General features: G+C 64.7%; 20 protein-coding genes. 11 read left to right on the top strand and 9 right to left on the bottom strand.

Annotated elements, in window-relative coordinates; genetic code table 11:
• The first annotated feature begins 12 nt into the window (after positions 1-12).
• The 4 genes from AC07VH_RS06505 to AC07VH_RS06490 all read left to right on the top strand — a co-directional run bounded on the left by AC07VH_RS06505 (position 13) and on the right by AC07VH_RS06490 (position 4,644).
• Positions 13-1,209 carry a 5-(carboxyamino)imidazole ribonucleotide synthase gene (locus AC07VH_RS06505; protein WP_475417898.1) on the top strand — a complete coding sequence of 399 codons (1,197 nt, stop codon included), beginning with the start codon at positions 13-15 and terminating at the stop codon, positions 1,207-1,209.
• Entirely contained in the window at positions 1,206-2,228 is a 1,023-nt protein-coding gene (locus AC07VH_RS06500; protein WP_494788248.1) for an L-threonylcarbamoyladenylate synthase, read from the top strand. Before AC07VH_RS06505 ends, AC07VH_RS06500 begins: the two co-directional genes overlap by 4 nt.
• Positions 2,229-2,467: 239 nt before the next feature.
• Positions 2,468-3,859, top strand: a complete 1,392-nt coding sequence (locus AC07VH_RS06495) for an SGNH/GDSL hydrolase family protein (protein WP_475417896.1) — start codon at positions 2,468-2,470, stop codon at positions 3,857-3,859.
• 98 nt (positions 3,860-3,957) lie between these two features.
• Positions 3,958-4,644: an OmpW/AlkL family protein gene (locus tag AC07VH_RS06490; protein WP_475417895.1), complete on the top strand. Its 687-nt coding sequence runs from the start codon at positions 3,958-3,960 to the stop codon at positions 4,642-4,644.
• A 39-nt stretch (positions 4,645-4,683) separates the two neighbouring features.
• Here the strand turns inward: AC07VH_RS06490 and AC07VH_RS06485 are convergent, their stop codons facing one another.
• On the bottom strand, positions 4,684-5,190 hold the full coding sequence (locus tag AC07VH_RS06485; RefSeq protein WP_475417894.1) for a flavin reductase family protein: 507 nt from the start codon (positions 5,188-5,190) through the stop codon (positions 4,684-4,686).
• A gap of 177 nt (positions 5,191-5,367) precedes the next feature.
• Here AC07VH_RS06485 and msrA point away from each other — a divergent pair, with 177 nt between their 5' ends.
• Positions 5,368-5,901 carry a peptide-methionine (S)-S-oxide reductase MsrA gene (gene msrA / locus AC07VH_RS06480; RefSeq protein ID WP_494788249.1) on the top strand — a complete coding sequence of 178 codons (534 nt, stop codon included), beginning with the start codon at positions 5,368-5,370 and terminating at the stop codon, positions 5,899-5,901.
• 22 nt (positions 5,902-5,923) lie between these two features.
• Here msrA and AC07VH_RS06475 read toward each other — a convergent pair whose 3' ends face one another.
• On the bottom strand, positions 5,924-7,159 hold the full coding sequence (locus AC07VH_RS06475; protein ID WP_494788250.1) for a class I SAM-dependent methyltransferase: 1,236 nt from the start codon (positions 7,157-7,159) through the stop codon (positions 5,924-5,926).
• 126 nt (positions 7,160-7,285) lie between these two features.
• Positions 7,286-8,494: a pyridoxamine 5'-phosphate oxidase gene (pdxH, locus tag AC07VH_RS06470; protein WP_494788251.1), complete on the bottom strand. Its 1,209-nt coding sequence runs from the start codon at positions 8,492-8,494 to the stop codon at positions 7,286-7,288.
• Positions 8,495-8,607: 113 nt separating this feature from the next.
• Between pdxH and tcdA the strand changes: the two genes are divergently transcribed.
• Positions 8,608-9,456, top strand: coding sequence for a tRNA cyclic N6-threonylcarbamoyladenosine(37) synthase TcdA (gene tcdA, locus AC07VH_RS06465; protein WP_494788252.1), 849 nt, complete (start codon positions 8,608-8,610; stop codon positions 9,454-9,456).
• Here the strand turns inward: tcdA and thpR are convergent.
• Positions 9,453-9,971 carry an RNA 2',3'-cyclic phosphodiesterase gene (thpR, locus tag AC07VH_RS06460; RefSeq protein ID WP_494788253.1) on the bottom strand — a complete coding sequence of 173 codons (519 nt, stop codon included), beginning with the start codon at positions 9,969-9,971 and terminating at the stop codon, positions 9,453-9,455. The genes tcdA and thpR overlap by 4 nt on opposite strands.
• Before the next feature lie 94 nt (positions 9,972-10,065).
• On the opposite strand from thpR, the gene AC07VH_RS06455 reads away from it, so the two are divergent.
• A complete protein-coding gene (locus AC07VH_RS06455) occupies positions 10,066-10,530 on the top strand; it encodes an FKBP-type peptidyl-prolyl cis-trans isomerase (protein ID WP_034780576.1) in 465 nt (154 codons plus the stop codon).
• 85 nt (positions 10,531-10,615) lie between these two features.
• The gene (gene cysK / locus AC07VH_RS06450; RefSeq protein WP_494788254.1) at positions 10,616-11,548 is read left to right on the top strand and encodes a cysteine synthase A; all 933 of its coding nucleotides are present in this window, start codon (positions 10,616-10,618) and stop codon (positions 11,546-11,548) included.
• Here the strand turns inward: cysK and AC07VH_RS06445 are convergent.
• A complete protein-coding gene (locus AC07VH_RS06445) occupies positions 11,509-12,825 on the bottom strand; it encodes an SGNH/GDSL hydrolase family protein (RefSeq protein ID WP_494788255.1) in 1,317 nt (438 codons plus the stop codon). The two genes, cysK and AC07VH_RS06445, sit on opposite strands and share 40 nt — an antisense overlap.
• A 99-nt stretch (positions 12,826-12,924) precedes the next feature.
• Between AC07VH_RS06445 and AC07VH_RS06440 the strand changes: the two genes are divergently transcribed.
• Both AC07VH_RS06440 and AC07VH_RS06435 read left to right on the top strand, forming a co-directional pair.
• On the top strand, positions 12,925-13,830 hold the full coding sequence (locus AC07VH_RS06440; protein WP_494788256.1) for a LysR family transcriptional regulator: 906 nt from the start codon (positions 12,925-12,927) through the stop codon (positions 13,828-13,830).
• Between the two features lie 89 nt (positions 13,831-13,919).
• A complete protein-coding gene (locus AC07VH_RS06435) occupies positions 13,920-14,321 on the top strand; it encodes a ribosomal maturation YjgA family protein (RefSeq protein ID WP_475417028.1) in 402 nt (133 codons plus the stop codon).
• A gap of 3 nt (positions 14,322-14,324) precedes the next feature.
• On the opposite strand, the gene AC07VH_RS06430 is transcribed toward AC07VH_RS06435, so the two are convergent.
• The 3 genes from AC07VH_RS06430 to AC07VH_RS06420 all read right to left on the bottom strand — a co-directional run bounded on the left by AC07VH_RS06430 (position 14,325) and on the right by AC07VH_RS06420 (position 18,305).
• The gene (locus AC07VH_RS06430) at positions 14,325-17,138 is read right to left on the bottom strand and encodes a M16 family metallopeptidase (protein ID WP_494788257.1); all 2,814 of its coding nucleotides are present in this window, start codon (positions 17,136-17,138) and stop codon (positions 14,325-14,327) included.
• A gap of 66 nt (positions 17,139-17,204) precedes the next feature.
• The gene (traM, locus tag AC07VH_RS06425) at positions 17,205-17,576 is read right to left on the bottom strand and encodes a conjugal transfer transcriptional regulator TraM (RefSeq protein WP_489629681.1); all 372 of its coding nucleotides are present in this window, start codon (positions 17,574-17,576) and stop codon (positions 17,205-17,207) included.
• The gene (locus AC07VH_RS06420; protein ID WP_101482913.1) at positions 17,577-18,305 is read right to left on the bottom strand and encodes a P-loop NTPase family protein; all 729 of its coding nucleotides are present in this window, start codon (positions 18,303-18,305) and stop codon (positions 17,577-17,579) included.
• Positions 18,306-18,517: 212 nt separating this feature from the next.
• Between AC07VH_RS06420 and AC07VH_RS06415 the strand changes: the two genes are divergently transcribed.
• Complete coding sequence (locus AC07VH_RS06415; RefSeq protein ID WP_494788258.1) at positions 18,518-20,290, top strand: diguanylate cyclase; 1,773 nt, start codon at positions 18,518-18,520, stop codon at positions 20,288-20,290.
• Here AC07VH_RS06415 and AC07VH_RS06410 read toward each other — a convergent pair.
• Positions 20,280-20,762 (bottom strand): CinA family protein, encoded by a 483-nt coding sequence (locus tag AC07VH_RS06410; RefSeq protein WP_475417024.1) that lies wholly within the window; start codon positions 20,760-20,762, stop codon positions 20,280-20,282. The two genes, AC07VH_RS06415 and AC07VH_RS06410, sit on opposite strands and share 11 nt — an antisense overlap.
• Between the last annotated feature and the right edge of the window lie 94 nt (positions 20,763-20,856).

The following is a 20,856-nucleotide window of genomic DNA, read 5'->3' as shown; positions in this document are numbered from 1 at the left end:
GTTTGAAAAATAATGAATAGTAAATCGACTTCCCCATTGCTGCCCGCCGCCAATCCACCGGCGTGGCTGGGCGTGATGGGCGGCGGCCAGCTCGGCCGCATGTTTGCCCAGGCCGCCCAGAGCATGGGCTACCAGGTGGCTGTGCTGGAACCGTCCGACGCCTGCCCTGCGGGGCAGGTGGCGCAGCGCCTGGTCCATGCCGGCTACGGCGATGCAGCCGGGCTCGACGCCCTGGCCGCGCAATGCCTGGCCGTCACCACGGAATTCGAGAACGTGCCGGCCGACAGCCTGTCGCGCCTGGCCGAACGCGTGTTTGTCGCCCCCAACGCCCACGGCGTGTCGGTGGCGCAGGACCGCATCGCGGAAAAGCGTTTCTTTGTCGCCTGCGCCGCGAAATCCGGCGTGCTGCCGGCGCCGCACATGGTGATTGCCACGCAGGACGATATCGACAACATCGCCGACGACTTGCTGCCAGGCATCCTGAAAACCGTGCGCATGGGCTATGACGGCAAGGGCCAGTACCGCGTGCGCACGCGCGACGAGGTGCGCGCCGCGTTCGCGGAAATGGGCGAGGTAACTTGCTTGCTGGAAAAGATGCTGCCGCTGGCCTATGAAGTGTCGGTGCTGACGGCGCGCGGCGTGGACGGCGCCTCGGTCGTGTATCCGATCGCCGAAAACGTGCACCGCGACGGCGTCTTGTTTACCACCACGGTGCCGGGCCCGAACGTGTCGGACGAGAGCGCCGCCAGGGCGCAGCGGGCGGCGCAGGCCATGGTTGCCGAACTCGGCTATGTCGGCGTGCTGTGCATCGAATTTTTCGTGCTCACCGACGGCAGCCTGGTGGTCAACGAAATGGCGCCCCGGCCGCACAACAGCGGCCACTACACGATGGATGCCTGCGTCACCAGCCAGTTCGCGCAGCAGGTGCGGGCCATGGCGCGCCTGCCCTTGGGCGACGTGCGTCAGCATTCGCCGGCCGTGATGCTCAACCTCCTCGGCGACGCCTGGTTTGCCGACGGCAGCGATGTCGCCTGCGAACCGGCCTGGGACCGCATCCTGGCCCTGCCGGGCGCGTGCCTGCACCTGTACGGCAAGGACGATCCGCGCCGTGGCCGCAAGATGGGCCACCTGACCTTCATCGCGGCCAGCTTGCCGGAGGCGCAGCAGCGCCTGCGCGACGCTTGTCTGATCCTGGGAATCGCGCCGTGAGCGTGCCCGCACAAGATCTGGCGGCGGCCGCCGCCGTGCTGGAGGCGGGCGGCCTCGTCGCCTTCCCCACAGAAACGGTGTACGGCCTGGGTGCCGATGCGGAAAACCCGGCCGCCGTGGCGCGCATCTATGAGGCCAAGGGTCGTCCATCTGACCATCCCGTGATCGTCCACGTGGCGCCCGGCACCGACTTGGCGCACTGGTCCGACGACATCCCCGAGGAAGCACGGCAGCTGGTGGCCGCCTTCTGGCCCGGTCCGCTGACCCTGATCGTCAAGCGCGCCGCGCATATCCCCGACGCCGTTTCCGGCGGCCAGGATACGGTGGGCTTGCGCTGCCCGTCGCATCCGGTGGCTATCGCCTTGCTACGCACGTTCAAGGGCGGCAAGGGCGGCCTGGCGGCGCCGTCGGCAAACAAGTTCGGCAATGTCAGCCCCACCACGGCGCAGCACGTGCGCGATGAATTCGCGGCGGAACTCGACAGCGGCTTGCTGGGCCTGGTCCTCGACGGCGGGCAGAGTGACGTGGGCATCGAGTCGACCATCGTCGACCTGTCGCGCCTGGCCACGCACGGTCCCGTGCTGTTACGTCCCGGCCATATCAGCAGCGAGCAGATCGCCGCCGTCATCGGCCGCGCGCCGGCTGTTGCCGACGCGGCCGCGCCACGCGCCTCGGGTACCCTGGAATCGCACTACGCGCCACATACGCCTGTTGCGATGCAGCACAGCGACGACGTGCGCGCCACCTTGAACCGCCTGCTCAACGACGGGCGCCGCGTGGCTCTGATCCACTACTCGGATCTGCCGCCGGCCAGCGCCAGCGTGCGCCTGGCGGCCAGCCCGGAAAATTACGCGCATGCGCTGTATGCCTCGCTGCGCACGATGGACCAGGTCGGCGCCGAGCTGATACTCGTCGAAGCACCGCCCACCGGCCCCGCCTGGCTGGGCGTGAACGACCGTTTGCGGCGTGCCGCGTTCGGCTCAAGTGGTATCTTGCAGCAATTTCTATCCGTCTCATAAAAAGCCCCGCAAGGGGCTTTTTCTTGATGCAGCGCAATAGAGATGCTTGCCACGAAACATATTAAATCCTCCATAATTCAGCGGATCGCCCCGTCATGACGGGGCGCTGGCGGTGTTGTTATTTCGTTGATTTTTAAAACATATTTTCTATACAAGCCTGAGGAACGATGGCATATTAGTTGGGTAGCGAATAGCACGCCCGTTCGTTTAGAAACCAGAAAAAAGACCGAGGAGACAAAATGCATCAAACAAAATTCGCGCTGGCCGTGCTGGCTGCGGCTGTCCTGGCAGGTTGCGGCGGCGCCAGTGGCGGTGATCAAACCTTGAAAGTCAAATACACGGCGCAGGTGTCGTTCGGCGACAGCCTGTCCGATGTCGGTTCGTATGCCGTGGGCACGGTGCTGGCGAAAGGTGGCGGCAAGTTCACCATCAATGGCGACAATACCAAGATCAATCCTGAACTGACGGGCAAGAACTGGACCGAGCACCTGGCCGCGCAATTCGGCCTGGCCGCGCCATGCGCCGCCGAGACCGGCCTGGAAGGCAATGCGGCGAAGGGCTTGTCCGTGCCGCGCGTCAAGCATCCTGGCTGCTACGGCTACGCCATGGGCGGTTCGCGCGTGACCAACCCCGTCGGTCCGAACAACAAGCTGACGGGCAGCGAGCTGGGTGCCCTGACCGTGCCCGTGGTGACGCAGATCGCGAACCACCTGGCCGCTTCCGGCGGCAAGTTCAGCGGCACGGAAGCCGTCTTCGTGATGGCCGGCGGTAACGACGTGCTGTACCAGCTCGGTGCATTGCAGGCCGGCGCAACGGCGGCCGGCACGAAGGCGGGCGCCGATGCGGGCGCCAAGGCTTTTGCCACCAACCTGACCCTGGCCCTGGCCGCCGGCGCGCCCAATCCCACCACGGCCGCCGCCTCCATCGGCGCCGCTATCCAGACGGCCAGCGCGGCGCCTGGCGCCACGTCGGCGACCATCGTCGGTGCCGCCGTGCAAGCTGCTGTCATCGCTGGCAATACGGCCGTTGCCTCGCCAACCGTGTATGGCCCGCTGGTTACCAAGGCGCAAGCCGATGCGACGGTTACCGGCAATGCTGCCGGCGCCAAGGCCGGCGCCGACTACGCTGCGGCCCAAGGGCCATTGCTGATTGCCGCCATGAAACAAGCGGGTACTGAGCTGGTGGCGCTGGTCAAGGACCAGATCATCGCCAAGGGCGCCAATTATGTGGTGGTCAACAATCTGCCTGACGTGGCCGGCACGCCATCGGGCTTGAGCAAGGATGCCAATACCAAGGCACTCATCAATGCCATGGTCAGCGCCTTCAATGGCGAACTGAGCGGCGGCCTGAACGGCAATGCGAAAGTCTTGCTGGTCGACGTGTTTGCCGTCAGCCATGACCAGGGCACCAACCCTGGCCCGTATGGCTTGACGAATGTCAGCGAGACGGCATGCGACTTGAGCGCACCAGGCAATATCCTGGGCAGCTCGCTGGTCTGCAATGGCACGAACCTGAAAGCGGGCGACGTCAGCCACTACTCGTATGCCGACGATGTGCACCCTACGCCGTTCAACAACCTGTTGCTGGCCCGTTATGTGGCCAAGGACATGGTCGTGCGGGGCTGGCTGTAAGGAATCGCCGCGCCAGCCGCGTCCCGGGGACGTGGCTGGCGCTGGCAGCGACAAGACTGGATAGCCCGGCTATCCGCACATAATGATCAGGAGACAAGATGAAAAATCGTTTGAATACCGCTGTACGCGTGCTGGCCGCCGCCGCCGCGATGGCCATGGCGACTGGCGCTTCGGCGCAAAGCGCGGGCACCTGGATGGCCAAGGTCGGCGTCAACAAGATCACGCCCCACGTCGACAGTGGCGACATTTCCGCGCCGGCACTGCCGGGCACGAAGGCCGACGTCAAGTCCGATACCAAGCCCATCCTGACCTTTGCCTACATGATCACGGACAATATTTCCGCTGAAATGATCCTGGGCGTGCCGTACAAGCATGACCTGATGGGCGATGGTTCCATCAAGGGCACGGGCAAGCTGGGCACGGCGGAAGCCTTGCCGCCGACGGCCTTCATCCAGTACCGTTTCTTCCAGCCGAACGCGATGATCCGTCCTTACGTGGGCGCGGGTTTGACGTATGCTTATTTTCAGAAGGAAAGAGGTTCGGGCCAGATGACGGCCTTGCTGGATCCGGGTGGATCGCCCGTGACCTACCGCATGGACAACAAGCTGGCCGGCAGCCTGGTGGTCGGCAGCACGCTGTCCTTCAACGAGCGCTGGTTTGCCGACGTGGCCGTGGTCAAGACCTTCCTGAAAACCAAGGCGAAATTCTCGACGGGGCAGACGCAGGACATCAAGCTCGACCCGCTCGCCGTGAGTGTCAGCATCGGGTATAAATTTACCCTGTAAAACAAAAAATCCGCCTCGGCGGATTTTTTTTTGTCCCGCTCAGGCTGGCGGTGTGTTGAACTGTCCATTGTGGAAGATCAAGGGCGCTTGCGCCGTAAACGCGCATTGTTCCACTTCGCCCACGAAAATGACGTGGTCGCCTTCGGGATAGCGGCTGCGGTTGTGGCATTCGAACCAGGCCGACGCGCCTTTCAGGATGGGCTGGCCCGTGCGCGACAGCTCATACTCGACGTCGTCGAAGGGATTCGGCGTACGGCGGGCGAAGCGCTGCGCCAGTTCCGCCTGCTCGGCGCCCAGCACATTGATGACGTAGTGCGAGTTGCCGCTGAAGATGGGCATGCTGTTCGCCACGGAACCGAGGCTCCACAGCACCAGCGGCGGCGACAGCGAGACGGAATTGAAGGAGCTGGCCGTCAAGCCGCGGAAACTGCCGTCGGCCAGGCGCGTCGTAATGACCGTCACGCCGGTGGCAAACTGCGACAATGCCTGGCGGAAATGTGTCGTATCGAATTCTTGCGCTGGCGCGCGGGGAGAGCGTGTGTTCATGGGTGACCTGTCTATTTGCTGACATTATGCCAAAAATCGGCAATGCCAGCGCAATCGTGGCCGGCATGCCCCATATGTGCGGTGCGCCACGCGCCGTTTCAAGCGGCGCTGCAGGCCATGGCGCTTTGCGTTACAGTAATGAAATGATACGTCGCACAGGCGTTGCGGGAGGGCATCATGACTCAACAGATGGAAGTGGCGGTACTGGGCGGCGGCTGTTTCTGGTGCCTGGCCGCCGTGTACGGGGAAGTGCGCGGCGTGACGCGCGTCGAGTCCGGCTACACGGGCGGGAGCGTGCCCAACCCCACATATGATCAGGTGTGCACGGGCGAGACGGGTCACGCGGAAGTGGTGCGGCTGGAATTCGATCCCGCCGTCATCAGCTATCACGACTTGCTGGAAATCTTTTTGACCTTGCATGACCCCACCACCCTGAACCGGCAGGGCAACGATGTCGGCACGCAATTTCGCTCCGTCATCTATTACCAGTCGGCCGAACAGGAAAGCGTGGCGCGCAAGGTACTTGCCGAGATGGCCGGCGTGTGGGATGCGCCGATCGTCACGCAGCTGGAACCGGCATCGGTCTTTTATCCGGCCGAGGATTACCACCAGAATTACGTGGAGCAGCATCCCTTGCAGGGGTATTGCGCCCTCGTCGTCGTGCCCAAGGTGGAGAAGTTCCGCGCCATGTACGCGGGGCGCCTGAAGTAAGCACCCCGCGCGTGCATCAGGATCAGGTCGCCAGCAGCGGCGCCGGTCTGGCGTCCTGCGCATACATGTAGTGGCGCGACCAGGGCAGGGCGGAAGAGCGCCGGCCCGCCTTCACGCAGACGATCTGGTACAGGCTGATCAAATCTTGCTCGAAGGCATAGGCGCAGCCGGCCAGGTAGACGTGCCAGATGCGGAAGCGCCGCTCGCCCGCCAGCGGACGGATCTGCTCGGCGTTGGCTTCGAAATTCTCCGTCCACAGGGCGCAGGTGCGCGCATAGTGGCGCCGCAGGTTTTCCACGTCCAGCACTTCCAGCCCCCCTTGCTGCATGGTCTTGAGCACATTGCCGATGTGCGCCAGCTCGCCGTGCGGAAACACATATTTTTCGATGAATTCTCCGCCCCCATACGGCGTTTCGCCATTCTCCGGGTCCGTCGAGGTGATGCCGTGGTTCATCGCCATGCCGTCCGGCGCCAGCAGCTTGTTGATGATGGCAAAGTACTCGGGCAAATGCTTGAGGCCCACGTGTTCGAACATGCCCACGCTGGTGATGCGGTCGAACTGGCCCGTCACGTCGCGGTAGTCTTGCAGGCGGATATCGATCAGGTGCGCCAGGCCGGCCGCCGCCACGCGCTCGCGCGCCAGCGCATACTGGTTTTCCGACAGGGTCACGCCCACGCAGCGGGCGCCATATTGCTGTGCAGCACGCATGACCAGCGCGCCCCAGCCGCAGCCGATGTCGAGCAGGGTCTGGCCCGGCTGCAGCTGGATTTTCTTCAGGATATGGTCGATCTTCTTGACTTGCGCCTGCGCCAGGGTTTCATCGCCGTGTTCGAAATAGGCGCAGGAATACACGAGGGCGGGGTCGAGGAATTGCTCGTAGAAGGCGTTCGACACATCGTAGTGGTAGCGGATGGCTTCGGCATCCTTGCTCTTGTCGTGCGTAAAGCTGCGCACGATGCGGGCCAGCTTGCCTTCCGGTTTCAAGGTGTTGCGCGCCAGGGCATTGCAGATGGAAATCATGTCCTGGGCCGTGCCCTTGACTTCGATATTGCCTTCCACATAAGCCGAGCCCAGGTTGGCCAGTGAGGGGTTCAGCAGATAGCGGGCCGAGGCGACGGTCGGCAGGCGGATGGTAACGCGCGGCGTTTCGCTGGACAGGTCGACATGCTGGCCATTCCACAATTCTATGCGCAGCGGCAAGGCGGTCTTGCTGCGGATGCTGGCGATCCAGGACTTGAGTTGGTTTTGTACAAACAAAATGGCCTCCAATGTAGCGGCCGCCGTTGCGGCCGCAAATTGAGAAACAATGTCATTTAGTAACTTCTACCCTCATAGCCTACACCTATATTGACCAGCTTGCTTTGCGCCGCCTTGACTATGCGCTCAAGGCTGCAAGCGCTGCATGCTCCATTGTCCGTCCGCACCACGCGTAAACACGATGCGGTCGTGGAAGCGCGAACGGCGTCCCTGCCAGAACTCGATGCGTTCCGGCTGCAAGCGGTAACCGCCCCAGTGGGCCGGACGCGGCGGCTGCGCATCGCCGACGGCGGCGGCGGCCACGGCCTCGTAATTGCTTTCCAGCGCGGCACGGCTGTCAATGGGCGCGCTTTGCTGCGATGCAATCGCTGACAAGCGGCTTTGCACGGGGCGCACATTGAAATATTCATCGCTTTCGGCGGCCGTGGTTTTCACCACCGTGCCCTCGATGCGCACCTGCCGCTCCAGCTCGCCCCAGAAGAACAGCAGGGCGGCGTGCGGATTGTGCTCGAGCTGCCGGCCCTTGTCGCTGTGGTAGTTCGTGTACCAGGTAAAGCCACGCTCGTCGAATTGCTTGATCAGCACGATGCGCGAGCTGGGCTTGCCCTCGGGACTGACGGTGGACAAGCTCATGGCGTTCGGTTCCAGTACCTGGGCCTTGACGGCTTCGGCAAACCATTTCTGGAACTGGGCGATGGGATCGGCCAGCACATCCATCTCGCTCAGGCTGGACTGCACGTAATCGGTGCGCATGGCTGCCAGCACGGCGGCCGCGTCCGGCTGGGCTGCTGCGGGCGCTTCGGGCGCGATGCCGCGGCGGCGCTGCATGGCCGTGCCCAACTGCTCCATCTGCCGCGCGCTGAACAGGCGCTTGGCCATCGGCGCCAGCTGCCCCTCTTCCTTGCTCATGTGGGCCTGGTAGGCGGCCACATAGTCGCGCACGCCATGGGCGGACAGCTGCACGCCCGTGCCGGCGGCGATGGCGTCCAGTTCCGGGCGCAGGGTCAGCCAGGCCTGGTCCATGCGCTGGTGGTCGGCCAGGATCTCGGGCACCAGGGTCGCCAGCAGGGCCGCGTCCTCGCCCGTGGCGGTGGCCTGCAGCATGGGCATCAGATCCTGCTCTTCATCGTCATGGTGCAGATGGGCGGCTTGATTGAAATATTGCAACACTGCCTTGGCCGCCTGCTGCGCGTCCGCGGTGTTGCCGTGCTGCACCAGATGCGCCAGCAGGTTTTGCAGGGTCGTCAGTTGCTTGCGGATCTTGTCGTGGCAATGCTTGAGCACGGCGATGGGCTGGTCAAAGCCGGGAACGGAGTCGAACAGGGGAGAGGTCATGGCGAGTTCTCGTGGTGAACGGTGTGGGGGCGCGGCGACAAACAGAGCTTGTCGCTGTGTCAATCCGGCTATTTTAGAATATCTGTCAGCGCAGTGTCCGTTAAAATGGCGCCATGCATACCTCCACCAATGAACTAATTTCCATGGACTTGACCGAGATCGATTTTGAACGGCGTTTCGGCGGCATTGCCCGCCTGTACGGCGCCCCCGCGCTGGAACGTTTTCGCGCGGCCCACGTGTGTGTGATCGGCGTGGGCGGCGTCGGTTCCTGGATCGTCGAAGCGCTGGCGCGCAGCGCCATCGGCCGCCTGACCCTGATCGACCTCGATAATGTTGCCGAATCGAATATCAATCGCCAGATCCAGGCCATGAGCGACACCATCGGCAAGGCCAAGATCACGGCCCTGGCCGAACGCATCGAACTGATCAACCCGTTTTGCCAGGTCACGCAGATCGAGGATTTTATTGCCCCGGATAACCTCGAGCAGTTGCTGGGCGGGCGCGATTTCGACTACCTGGTCGACGCCATCGACAATGCCAAGGCGAAAGCGGCCGTGATCGCGTATTGCCGCGCGCGCAATCTGCCGATGCTGACCATCGGCAGCGCGGGCGGGCAGACGGACCCGACCCTGATCGCCGTGCGCGATTTGTCGAAGACGGAGCAGGAACCGCTGCTCAAGCGCGTGCGCAAACTGTTGCGCACCGAATATGGCTTTCCCCGTGGCGTGAAAAACAAATTCAATGTCGACGCCGTGTTTTCCATGGAACCGTTGAGCACGCCAGAGAGCGGGGAAGCGTGCGCCATCGATGGCACGTCTGCCGGCGTCACGGGCTTGAATTGCGCCGGCTTCGGTTCCAGCGTGGTGGTGACGGCCAGCTTCGGCATGGTGGCGGCCGCCCATGCGCTGAAAAGCTTGCGCCAGGACAAACTGGCTGCCGAGCCAGTGGCGGACGCCGCCTAAGCCAGTTTGCGGCGCGCCACGATGCGGTAGTCGCCGCTGCTTTTCAGCGATTCCACCAGCACCAGTTCGTCCGCCTGCCAGGCGATGGGCGCGAAGTCCTGGCTTGCCGGCGGCGGCGCCTGGCGCGCCAGGGTCACGTGCGGCGTAAAGCGGTCGTGCTCGAAGCGGGGCGCCAGCCCCTGTTCCGCCAGGCGCTGCATGCAGGCCGCGCGCAAGTCCAGCAGGGCCGGCGACGGCTGCGCCAGGGCGGCCCAGGCCAGCGCCAGCTTCGTGAAGTGGCTGGCGTGGTCGAACAGCAAGGGCATGGGGTGCGCCGGCAATTGTGCCAGGATAGCCAGCAGGGCCGGCAGGTCGCTGGCCGGGTGCTGGCCCAGGAAGGCCAGGGTCAGGTGCAGCTTGTCCGCGCGCACGGGCTTGCCTTGCAGGCGCGCCTGCCAGGCGGCCAGCGCCGCGCGCGTGGCCGCATCGGGCCACAACGCGTAAAACAGGCGGGGGCTATGGGTATCGGGCGACAAGTTTTTCCTATCGTTGCGGCGGTTTGCTATGATTGGCGTTCCCTGCCTCTTGCATTGGCAGGGATCTCACCGAAACTCACTGAAAGAATACATCATGACGCGTAGCTCCGTTTTGTTTGCCCTGATCTGCTCCGTCGCCGCGTCGCTGGCGCAGGCACAGGCGCCAGCGCCTGTTCCCGCCTCGGCCGTCTCGCTGAGCCCCGGCCCTGTCGCCGATAAATTGATTCTGATCGACAACAAGGTCGGCACGGGCAAGGAAGCGTCCGCCGGCAGCAACGTCACCGTACATTACACGGGCTGGCTGTATCGTCCCCTGGCGAAAGATTCGCGCGGCAAGAAGTTCGACAGCTCCGTGGGCCGCGGCCCGTTCGACTTCCCGCTGGGCAAGGGCATGGTCATCAAGGGCTGGGACCAGGGTGTGGCCGGCATGAAAGTGGGCGGCAAGCGCACCCTGATCATTCCAGGCGAACTGGCCTACGGCCCGCGCGGCGCCGGCAATGGCGACATTCCGCCGAACTCGGCACTGATCTTCGACGTGGAACTGCTGGACGTTAAGTAATTGTTCAGTTTGGCGGTGGCGCATGCTCGCGCCGCCGCCAAAACGCGGTAGACTGGATTCTTCTGTAATTGCTGTGGAGACTCCCATGAACATCGCCAACGACGTCACTGAACTGATCGGCAACACCCCCCTGGTGCGCATCAACCGCATCGCCGCCGGCAGTGTGGCCACCATCCTCGCCAAACTCGAATTCTACAATCCCGCGCACAGCGTCAAGGACCGCATCGGCCTGTCCATGATCGTCGCCGCGGAAGCCGCAGGCAAGATCCATCCCGATACCGTCATCGTCGAGCCCACCAGCGGCAACACGGGCATTGCGCTGGCCATGGTCTGCGCCGCGCGCGGCTACCGCTGCACCCTCGTCATGCCCGACACCATGAGCCGCGAACGGCGCATCCTGCTGCGCGCCTACGGTGCCGAACTGGTGCTCACACCGGGCAGCGAAGGCATGCTGGGCGCCATCCGCAAGGCCGAGGAACTGGTGGCGGCCGACCCGCGCTACCTGATGCTGCAGCAATTTAACAATCCCGCCAATCCCGCCATCCACCGCGCCACGACGGCCGAGGAAATCTGGCGCGACACGGATGGGCAAGTGGACATCGTCGTCGCCGGCGTGGGTACGGGCGGCACGATCACCGGCATCGGCGAAGTGTTGAAGGAGCGCAAGCCCGGCCTGCAAGTGATCGCCGTGGAACCGGAAGCGTCGCCGATGCTGTCGAAAGGCACCAAGGGGCCGCACCCGATCCAGGGCATCGGCGCCGGTTTCGTGCCGCAGATCCTGAACACGGCCATCTACGACGAAATCATCTGCGTCAAGAACGACGACGCCTTCGCCACGGCGCGCCTGGCCGCCAGCGATGAAGGCTTGTTGGTCGGCATCTCGTCGGGCGCCGCCCTGTGGGCCGCCCTGCAAGTGGCGCGCCGTCCGGAAAACGCGGGCAAGAACATCGTCACCATCATCCCGTCGTTCGGCGAACGCTACTTGAGCACGGCCTTGTACGCGGGCCTCGGTGACTGATTTTTATTGAACAGCAGCGGCAGGTCTATCCCTTCCGCCAGCGCCCGGTTGCCCGCGTCGCCCGGGTGCAGATGGTCGCCCGAGTCGTAGGCGGGCAGCAGGCGCAGGGGATGGGCAGGGTCGCGCGCCCAGGCGTCGAAGTCGAGCACGGCGTCAAACAGGCCGCTGTCGCGTATCCAGGCATTGACTTGCTGGCGCAGCGCCTCTTTTTCCGGCTGATAATAGTCGCTCAGGGGCGTGCCGGGCAGGGCGCCTGCGAACGGCGTCAAAGTGGCGCCGACCACGCGCACGCCGCGGCTGCGGGCCTGGGCTGCCAGCTGCGCGTAGCCGGCCGTTAATTCCTCCAGGGTGGGTCTTTGTGCCTGTGGCGCAAACGCCGTGCCGGGCCAGCTGATGTCATTGATCCCCAACAAGACGACCACCGTGCGCACGCCAGGCTGCGCCAGCACGTCGCGCTCGAAGCGCGCCAGGGCGTTCTCTCCCATGCCGTCGGACAATAGCCGTCCACCGGAAATGCCCGCATTGATCACGGCCACGCCCTGCGGCGCCAGGCGTTCGGCCAGGAAGTCGGGCCAGCGCGCATCGATCCCCAGGCTGGCGCTGGCGCCATCGGTGATCGAGTCGCCCAGGATGGCCACGGCTTGCGCCGCCGGCGCCGCTTCCACTTCGATGGCACCGAGTAGAAGGCGCGCCGTGGTGGTCTGCACGCCCGTTTGCGCCTCGTCAATGCGCGCGGCCCGCGTCTGGTCCTGCGGGGCAATCCACGCCGTTTCGCGGCCATCCCAGTGAAACGTGGAGACGGAACTGGCTTGCGGCAGGTGCACGCTCACCGTCAGCCGCGCCAGGTCTGGCACGGACAGCGCGACGGGGTCGCTGACGAGCGGCGCTCCCGGCGCCATGGTAGCCGAGGGCTGGCCGGCAAAGGTCAGCGTGCGCAGGCTGCCCGCTTCGATGGCCGAGCCGTTCGCCGCCAGGGCTACGCTGGCGGCACCGATGCGCAGCGGCACCTTGCCATACGCATTCGACAGCACGATGCGCACGCGCGGGCCGCCCATGCTGAGGCGCGCCACCTGGCGCACGGTTTGCCCGTGCAGCACGGCGGGCACGTTGGCGGGAAGCACAAAGTCGCTGCCCCACACGGCTTGCGGACTGGCTGTCCAGCTGGCCAGCCAGTTGGAGGCGGGGGCTGGTGCAAGTTCGGCGTTGGCGGCCTGGGCCGGGCTGGTGCTGAATGCCAGACTCAGCAGGGCGGCGGGGAGGAGGGAAGATCGTTGCATGGCGGCTCGCTTTATCAAGGGGAATGTGCGCATGATGAAAGCAAAGCCATTTATGTACTAGACTATCCCATCGAAGAACATTTATGAGTTGAATTCACAATGGCCAGACTCGAAGTGAATCGTTCCGGCGAGCTGGAAGTGTTCGTGCGCGTAGTCGAGCTGGGCGGCTTTTCCGCCGCCGCGCGCGCCTGCGGCATGACGCCGTCGGCCGTCAGCAAGCTCGTGTCTCGGCTGGAAGAGCGCCTGGGCGCGCGCCTGTTGAACCGCTCCACGCGCCAGCTGCAGCTGACGGCCGAAGGCTGCGGCCTGTATGAACGGGGGATGCAGGTGCTGGCGGCGCTGGATGAGGCCGAGCGCTGCGCGGGCGTGCAGGATGTGCCGCGTGGCAAGATCAGGGTGAATGCGAATGTGCCGTTCGGCCAGCATTTTCTGCTGCCGCTGGCGCCGCTGTTCCTGGAACGCTATCCCGAGGTGACGCTCGACATCGTGCTCACCGATACCGTGGTCGATATCCTCGAGCAGCGCACGGACGTGGCCGTGCGGGCCGGCCCCCTGAAAAGTTCCAACTTGCTGGCGCGCAAGCTGGGCCAGACGCGCATGGCGATCGTGGCATCGCCCGCCTACCTGGCGCGGCGCGGCACGCCGCTGGCAGCGGCCGAACTGGCATCGCACAATCTGCTCGACGCCAATTACGCGCGCGCCCGCTCGGGCTGGCCGTTGCGCCTGCCCGAGGGCGACCTCGTCGTGCCGGTCGTTGGCAATGCGCAGGCCAGCGATGGCGAAGCCTTGCGGCAACTGGCGCTGGCGGGGCTGGGACTGGCGCGCCTGGCGGCCTTCCAGGTGCGCACCGATATCGCGGCAGGCCGTTTGCAGGCCGTGCTGGAAGCGTTCAACCCGGGCGACAGCGAGGAAGTACATGCCGTGTTCGTGGGGCAGGGCGGGCATGTGCCGCTGCGCGTGCGCGTCTTTCTCGACTTCCTGGCGCAGCACGTGGACCTGGCTTGATGCGATAGGCTGCAGGCGGACACGGCCGCGCAGTACAATATCGGACGGGCCGCAATGGTTCGGCCCGTATTGTGCCTTTGAATGGAAATATGTTCCTGGTAAAACCTGAACGCCGCCGCCTGCTGCAGGTGGGCGCAACCGTGGCTGTCATCGCGCTGGGCCTGGCCTCGCGCGCCTATCCCCAATTCCTCCCCGCCGCGCTGGGCAAGTATCCGGGCGACGCCCTGTGGGCCATGATGATCGTCTTTGCGCTGGGCATCGTCGCCACGCGCATGCGCACGTGGCAGCTGGCGCTGACTGCGCTGCTGATCTGCTTTGCCGTGGAATTCGGCCAGCTGATCCAGACGCCCTGGCTCGTCGCGCTGCGCGCGCATCCGCTGGGGCATCTGGTGCTCGGTTCCACCTTCGGCTGGGGCGATTTGATCGCCTACACGGCCGGGGTGGCGATTGCGGCGCTGGTGGACAAGGCTGTTCTGTTCCGGCGCCGCTAGTCTTTACTTCAGCTTACCCTCCGCATCGCGCAATTCCACGGGCGCCAGTTTCAGCTTGCTCAACTGCGGCGCGATCTTCGCCTGGTCGCCCACGCCGATGACGATCAGCTTTTCCGGTTGCAGGTATTTTTTCGCCACCTGCTGCACCTGCTTGTCCGTCACGCCGGCAAAGCGCTGCGGCAAGGTCGCGTAGTAGTCGAGCCCCAGGCCGTAGACATACGTGTTGGCCATGCTGGCGCTGATGCTGGCATTCGTCTCGAACTGGCCCGGCAGGGACAGCACCTGCGAATTGCGCGCATTCGACAATTCCTTGGCCGTCAAGGGTTTGGCGATCATGGCGCGGATTTCCTTGAAGGTTTCCGACACGGCCGCGCCCGTCACGTCGGTGCGCACGCCGGCCGCGATGGAGAACGGTCCCGGCTGGCTGCGGTACTGGAATTGCGAGCGCACGCCATAGGTGTAGCCCTTCTCTTCGCGCAGGTTATTGCTCAGCCGGCTAGTAAACAAGCCGCCCAGCGCCGCGTTCATCACTTGCAGCGGCGCATAGTCGGGCGTCGCGCGGGCCACGGCGATGGTCGACAGGCGCACGGCCGTCTGCGGCGCGCCCGGCTTGTCGACGAGGATCAGCCTGGCTTTCGTCGTGGCCGGCGCCGTCGTCACGGACGGCGCCACCGTGCCCGCCTTCCAGCTGCCGAACTTGGATTCGGCTAGGCTCTTCAATTCCGCCGCGCCGATGTCGCCCGAGACGATCAGCGCCGCGTTGTTGGGCACATAATGCTGCTGCCAGAACGCCTGCAGGTCGGCGCGGCTGGTGGCTTTCAGGGCCGCTTCCGTGCCCAGTTGGATATAGCCGTACGGATGCTGCGGACCGTACAGGGCGGCCGCTTCCACGCGGGCCGCCACGGCCGCCGCGTTTTCGCGCTGCTGCGCCAGTTCGCCGATGCGGCTGGCGCGCTGGCGCTCCACTTCATCTTGCGGGAATTGCGGGTGCTGCACCACGTCGGCCAGCACGTCGAGCGCTTGCGGGAAGGTGGTTTTCAGCGACGTCAGCTGGGCGAACGAGGCATCCGCGCCGGAACCCGTACCGAGAAAAGCGCCCAGTTGCGCCACGTCATCGGCGATCTGCGGCGCGCTGCGCGTACTGGTTCCTTCCTGCAGCAATTGCGCCGTGAAGCCGGCCAAGCCCGGCTGCGCCAGCGGATTGGCGCCCGAACCGCTTTTTACCACCAGCTGGCTGGAAATCAGCGGCACGGCCGGGTTGTAGTTGTGGATCACGGTCAAGCCATTGCTCAGGGTGAAGGACGTCGCTTGCGGCAGCACGATTGTCGGCGCGGGACCGGCGGCCGGGACCTTGTTGCGCCATGGCTCGTCCGCATTGATGGCCGTGCCTGGCGCCGGCTTGACCTTGCCCGGCGCCGGCGTCGCCACTTCCGGACCCAGGTCCGGCTTGCCCGGCACGCCATACACGACCACGCGCGACTGGTTCTTCAGGTAGGTGTCCACGGCGCGCTGCACGCCGGCCGCCGTCACCTGACGGTAGCGCTCGATATCCTTGCCCAGGTAGCCGGGGTCGCCCAGGTACTGGTTGTACTGGTTCATCATGTTGGCATTGCCGCCCACTTTTTCCACCTGGCTCAGCATGCTCGTCTCGATGCCGTTGCGGGCCCGCTCGATTTCCTTCTCGCTGGGCCCCTTGGTGCGCAATTGCTCCAGTTCCGCCTGCATGGCTTGCTCGATTTCCTCGGGCTGATGGCCGGGGCGGGCCGTCACGTCGAGGGTAAACACGGAGGTGAGGGCGTTCGAGCTCTGGTTGGCGCCCACGTCCTGCGCGATCTGCTTGTCGTACACCAGGGATTTATACAGGCGGCTGGACTTGCCGCCGGCCAGGATCTGCGCGGCCATCGACAGTTCCGCATCGTCCTTGGCGTAGGCGGACGGCGTCAGCCAGGCCATGAAGACGCGCGGCAGTTCGACCCGGTCCTGCACCACGATGCGGCGCTCCTGCGTGATGGGCGGCGTCACGACGTCGGGCTTGGCCACGGCGGGGCCGCTCTTGAAGCTGCCAAAATACTTGTTGACCAGTTCCTTGGTCTTCGCCTTGTCGATGTCGCCCGCGATCACCAGGCTGGCATTGTTGGGACCATAGTATTTGGTGAAGAATTCCTTGATGTCGGCCAGTTTCGCGTTCTGGATGTCCGCATGCGAACCGATGACGCTGGCGTAATACGGGTGGGTCTTCGGAAACAGCTGGTGGTACAGGGCTTCCTGCACGATGCCGTAGGGCGCGTTTTCCACGCTCTGGCGGCGCTCGTTGCGCACCACGTCCTGCTGGTTCGTCAGCGCCGTCTGGTCGAGCACGTCCAGCAGATAGCCCATGCGGTCGGAATGGGCCCACAGGGCCAGTTCCAGCTGGTTCGACGGCACCGTGTCGAAATAATTGGTGCGGTCGAAATCCGTGCTGCCGTTCGAATCCGTGGCGCCCGCGCCTTCCAGCAGCTGGTCGGCCATGCCGCGCGGCACGTGCTTGGTGGCGGCAAACATCATGTGTTCGAACAAATGCGCAAAGCCCGTCAGGCCCGGCGCTTCATTCGCCGGTCCCACGTGGTACCAGATGTTGACGGCCGTGACGGGCAATTTATGGTCTTCCACGAGGATGACGTCGAGGCCGTTCGGCAAGGTGTATTTTTCGTAGGCGACATTGGGCACGGCCATGGCTGCCGTCGCGGCAGCGGCGCCGGCGGCGTGGGCGAGCGTGAGCGGGGCGCCGTACAGCGACAGCATCAGGGCGGGAATGGCCAGCAATTTGATCGGTTTCATGCATGCTTCCAGGCTAGGGTGGGGAAGACGCTGCGGCCCGCTCGTGGCTGGCCCAGCGCGACGGTGCTACAGTTTATACAGCAGAGCCGCGCCGCCCAGCACCAGCAGCGCGCAGGCGAGCGAGACGATGGCCGCCGCACCCAGCAAACGCCATTCGCGCGGCGTAAAGCCGGCCGGCCCGGCCGGCGATGGCGATGGTGCCGGCGCTTGCGGCACGGGCTGGGGCATGGCAGCGCCCGGTTCGGGCGGCACGCCGCCCGTGGCGCGCGCCTGCGCCGCCAGCGCCTGGGTGGCGGCGTCCAGCAGGGCCAGCTGGCGTTCGACGGTGTCCGCCAGCACGGCTTCGTTCAGCGCCACCAGGGCGAATATCGGGTCGTCGACGTCGATCTTGATGCCCGTCTTGTCGAACACGTGGCTGCGCAGTGTGTGCCGGTCCATCTACCACTGCACCTTGTCGAGCTGTTCGAAGATGTCGCGGTAGACGACCTTGATGCGCTGCTTTTCCATGATGTTGAACTTGTCGTTCTGCAGCACTTCCTGCATCGTCAGGCGCGCCGTATTCATTTTCTTGACGTCGGCGCCGAAGGTGTCGGGGTTGCGCTGGCTCAAGGTGATGCTGCCTTTGACGCGCGCACGGTTGTCGGCATACGACTGCGATTCGACGAATTGCTTGCCGGACGCCGATTGCAGCAGGCCGAAGTGTTCGTTTTGCCACAGCACCAGCGGCACCTTCGTCGCTTGGGCCGTGGCGACAAAACCCGTGGCCGTGTCGTGCAGGGTGTCGCCGCCGCCGACGATGGTGTGGATGTACACCTTGCGGCCCGATTCTTCCAGAAGAGAGAAACAGTCGTTTTCCAGCAGGTAGCCCATCAGCGGCGAAAACGTGTTCGCGCCATTGTCGACCACGCAGTTGCCGTCCGTATCGAGGATGTCGATCATCAGCGCGTCGAAGCGTTTCGGATCGATGTTGCGCGCATCCGTCATCACGGGCACGTGCTTGACGTTCATCGCCTTGTAGCGCGAGAAGGTGGCGTTTTCCTGGTCGGTGTCATAACAGCGCAAAGGCGTGTCGTCCTTGCCGCCTATCCACTGGGCCAGCAGGGTCGAGACGAGGGTCTTGCCGATGCCGCCCTTGCCCTGCAGGATGAAATGTACCGTGTTTTGCATTGCGACTACTCCAAGTTGTTGCGTCAGTGACAATCAAAGATCCGTGACAGCGGCGCTGGCGCCCGGCCAGGCCACGACTGGCATTTTTACCACAATCCTTTGCAAAGATGCCATGCGCGGGAGCGAATCTGGTTATGATGTTAATCAGGATACCATTGATACAGAGCAAGTTTTGTGTGAAAAATGCACCCCAGAGTGTGAACGAGGACGCAGTGCCGATCTCCAGTCTCGATAAAGCCGACATTGACCGTTTGAATCAGCAAGCCCTGTCTTGCCTGGTCGGCAACCGCCGCCAGGCACGCCGGCTGGCGCAGATGGCGCTGGCGGCGGCGCAACGGCAACAGTATGCGCGCGGCGGCGCGTATGCGGAACTCAATCATTGCTGGCTGTCCTATTATGCGGGCGAAACGGAGCCGTCGTGCGAGCGCCTGCGCGACTATTTCAAGCAGACCTGCGACCTGGAAGGCGGCATGGAAGTGGCCGCCCTGCAGGGCGCGTATGCGAGCCGGCGCGGCGACTTCGCCGATGCCGAGCAGCACTTCCTGCAGGCGCGCAGCCAGGCCGCGCAGATCCCCGACTCGCTGCACAAGTTCATGCTGTACGCGCGCCTGGGCGTCGATGCCCTGAACCGTGGCGATACGCAGGACGGTCCGCGCAATTTCCTGCTGGCGCTCGACATCGCCGAGCGTTTCGGCAGCCCCGCGCACCGGGTCAACAGCCTGTCGAACCTGGCGTCGTCGCAGCATGACCTGGGCAACGATGAAGACGCCATTCCCCTGCTGGTCGAGGCGCTCGAGATCATCGGCACGCAAAAGCTCAAATACCAGCAAACCATCGTTTCGGCCAATCTGGCCATGTGTTTATTAGCCACCGGCAAGCCAGCCGAGGCGCTGGCGCTGGTCGAGCCGTTTTACGAGTGGCCGGAGGAAGACCTGGCCGTGCGCGCCTTTTTGTTCTGCATTGCCGCTCACGCCGCCATCCTGCTGCACCAGCCCGGGAGCGCCTTGCAATTGCTGCTGCGGGCGGAAGACTATGCGCGCCGCGGCCAGGACCTGGAAGAGCAGATGCATGCGTGGCTGGTGCGCGGCAAGCTGGACCTGCACGCGGGCCAGACGGCGCAGGCGCTGGCCTCGCTGACGCAGGCGCACAGCCTGCTGAGCTGGACGCGCAATCCGTTTCACCAGCAGCAGATCCTGCGCGGCTTGTCCGACATCAATGCCCAGCTGGGCGAATGGCAGGCCGCGTACGGTTTCCTGCAACAATACCAGGCCGCGTACGAGGCCAGCAGCAAGTCGGCGCGCGCCTCGCGCAGCCTGATGCGCAACCTGGAAAAGGAAATGCACAGCCTGAAAGCCGAGCGCGACAAGGCGCTGGAGCTGCAGGCGGCGCGCGAATCGGAAAACGTCAAGCTCGAGCACCTGAACCGCGAACTGGCGCACCAGATCCTGCACGTCAATTCGCTGCAGGACAGCCTGAAGGAGCAGGCCATGCGCGACCACCTGACGGGCCTGTACAACCGCCGCCATTTTGAAACCTGCCTCAATGCCATCCTGCACGCGGCCGATGCGGATGCGCCCGTGGCCATCGCCATCATCGACCTGGATTTCTTCAAGCGCGTCAACGACACGTACGGGCATAACTTTGGCGATGAGGTGCTGATCCAGTTCGCGCGCCTGGTGGAGAGCCAGCTGCGCGGCAGCGACATGGTGTGCCGCTATGGCGGCGAGGAATTCTGCCTGCTGTTGCGCGAGGCCGACAGCGTCATCGCCGCGCACAAGATCGACGATATCGCCGCGCGCTACCGCCAGCTGCTGATCCAGCAGGCGCCGCACAGCCTGTCCGGCTGCACCTTTTCCGCCGGTATCGCCGAATATCCGCGCCACGGCGCCGGCCGCCACGAATTGCTGATGCGCGCCGACAGCGCCCTGTACGCGGCCAAGCAGGCGGGACGCGACCGCGCCTGCGTCGCCGACGCTACTGGATAAAACGCAGCAGTTCGCGCAGGGCGTGCGCCACGGCCTGCTCGCGCACGGCCTGGCGGTCGCCGGCGAACACCCGCCGCTGCGTCTGCACGCGCCCGTCCATGGCCCAGCCGAAGCAGACGGTGCCGACGGGCTTGCCCGGCACGCCGCCCGTGGGGCCGGCGATGCCCGTGGTCGAGACGGCCACCTGGGCTTCGCTGTGGGCCAGCGTTCCTTGCGCCATGGCGGCGGCCACTTCCTCGCTGACGGCGCCGTGGGCGGCGATCAGTTCGGCGGGCACGCCCAGCATGCCGGTCTTGGCCCCGTTGGAATAGGTGACGAAGCCCCGTTCGAACCAGGCGCTCGAGCCTGAGATATCGGTGACGGCCTGTGCCACGCCACCGCCCGTGCACGATTCGGCCGTGGCCAGCAGCAGGCCCTTCGCCTGCAGGGCCAGGCCGACGGCGGTGGAGAGGGGGACGAGTGCGTTGCTCATGGTTGACTCCTGCATGCGGTGAAAATGGTGGCAAGACTGTAGCATGGCCCACGGTAAAAGAAACTTTCCCCGGTCACAGCGAAAATGCGTACAC

This window comes from Janthinobacterium sp. GW821-FHT03C10 (assembly GCF_059420865.1).
Note: the sequence above shows the minus strand (reverse complement) of the source record. Positions and strands in the feature narration are given on the sequence as shown.

Bases quoted from the DNA above. Each gene is read 5' to 3' on its own strand.
- AC07VH_RS06505 (WP_475417898.1), top strand. From the start codon at position 13: ATGAATAGTAAATCGACTTCCCCATTGCTGCCCGCCGCCAATCCACCG.
- AC07VH_RS06495 (WP_475417896.1), top strand. From the start codon at position 2,468: ATGCATCAAACAAAATTCGCGCTGGCCGTGCTGGCTGCGGCTGTCCTG.
- AC07VH_RS06490 (WP_475417895.1), top strand. From the start codon at position 3,958: ATGAAAAATCGTTTGAATACCGCTGTACGCGTGCTGGCCGCCGCCGCC.
- AC07VH_RS06485 (WP_475417894.1), bottom strand. From the start codon at position 5,190: ATGAACACACGCTCTCCCCGCGCGCCAGCGCAAGAATTCGATACGACA.
- msrA (WP_494788249.1), top strand. From the start codon at position 5,368: ATGACTCAACAGATGGAAGTGGCGGTACTGGGCGGCGGCTGTTTCTGG.
- pdxH (WP_494788251.1), bottom strand. From the start codon at position 8,494: ATGACCTCTCCCCTGTTCGACTCCGTTCCCGGCTTTGACCAGCCCATC.
- tcdA (WP_494788252.1), top strand. From the start codon at position 8,608: ATGCATACCTCCACCAATGAACTAATTTCCATGGACTTGACCGAGATC.
- AC07VH_RS06455 (WP_034780576.1), top strand. From the start codon at position 10,066: ATGACGCGTAGCTCCGTTTTGTTTGCCCTGATCTGCTCCGTCGCCGCG.
- cysK (WP_494788254.1), top strand. From the start codon at position 10,616: ATGAACATCGCCAACGACGTCACTGAACTGATCGGCAACACCCCCCTG.
- AC07VH_RS06445 (WP_494788255.1), bottom strand. From the start codon at position 12,825: ATGCAACGATCTTCCCTCCTCCCCGCCGCCCTGCTGAGTCTGGCATTC.
- AC07VH_RS06440 (WP_494788256.1), top strand. From the start codon at position 12,925: ATGGCCAGACTCGAAGTGAATCGTTCCGGCGAGCTGGAAGTGTTCGTG.
- AC07VH_RS06435 (WP_475417028.1), top strand. From the start codon at position 13,920: ATGTTCCTGGTAAAACCTGAACGCCGCCGCCTGCTGCAGGTGGGCGCA.
- AC07VH_RS06430 (WP_494788257.1), bottom strand. From the start codon at position 17,138: ATGAAACCGATCAAATTGCTGGCCATTCCCGCCCTGATGCTGTCGCTG.
- traM (WP_489629681.1), bottom strand. From the start codon at position 17,576: ATGGACCGGCACACACTGCGCAGCCACGTGTTCGACAAGACGGGCATC.
- AC07VH_RS06420 (WP_101482913.1), bottom strand. From the start codon at position 18,305: ATGCAAAACACGGTACATTTCATCCTGCAGGGCAAGGGCGGCATCGGC.
- AC07VH_RS06410 (WP_475417024.1), bottom strand. From the start codon at position 20,762: ATGAGCAACGCACTCGTCCCCCTCTCCACCGCCGTCGGCCTGGCCCTG.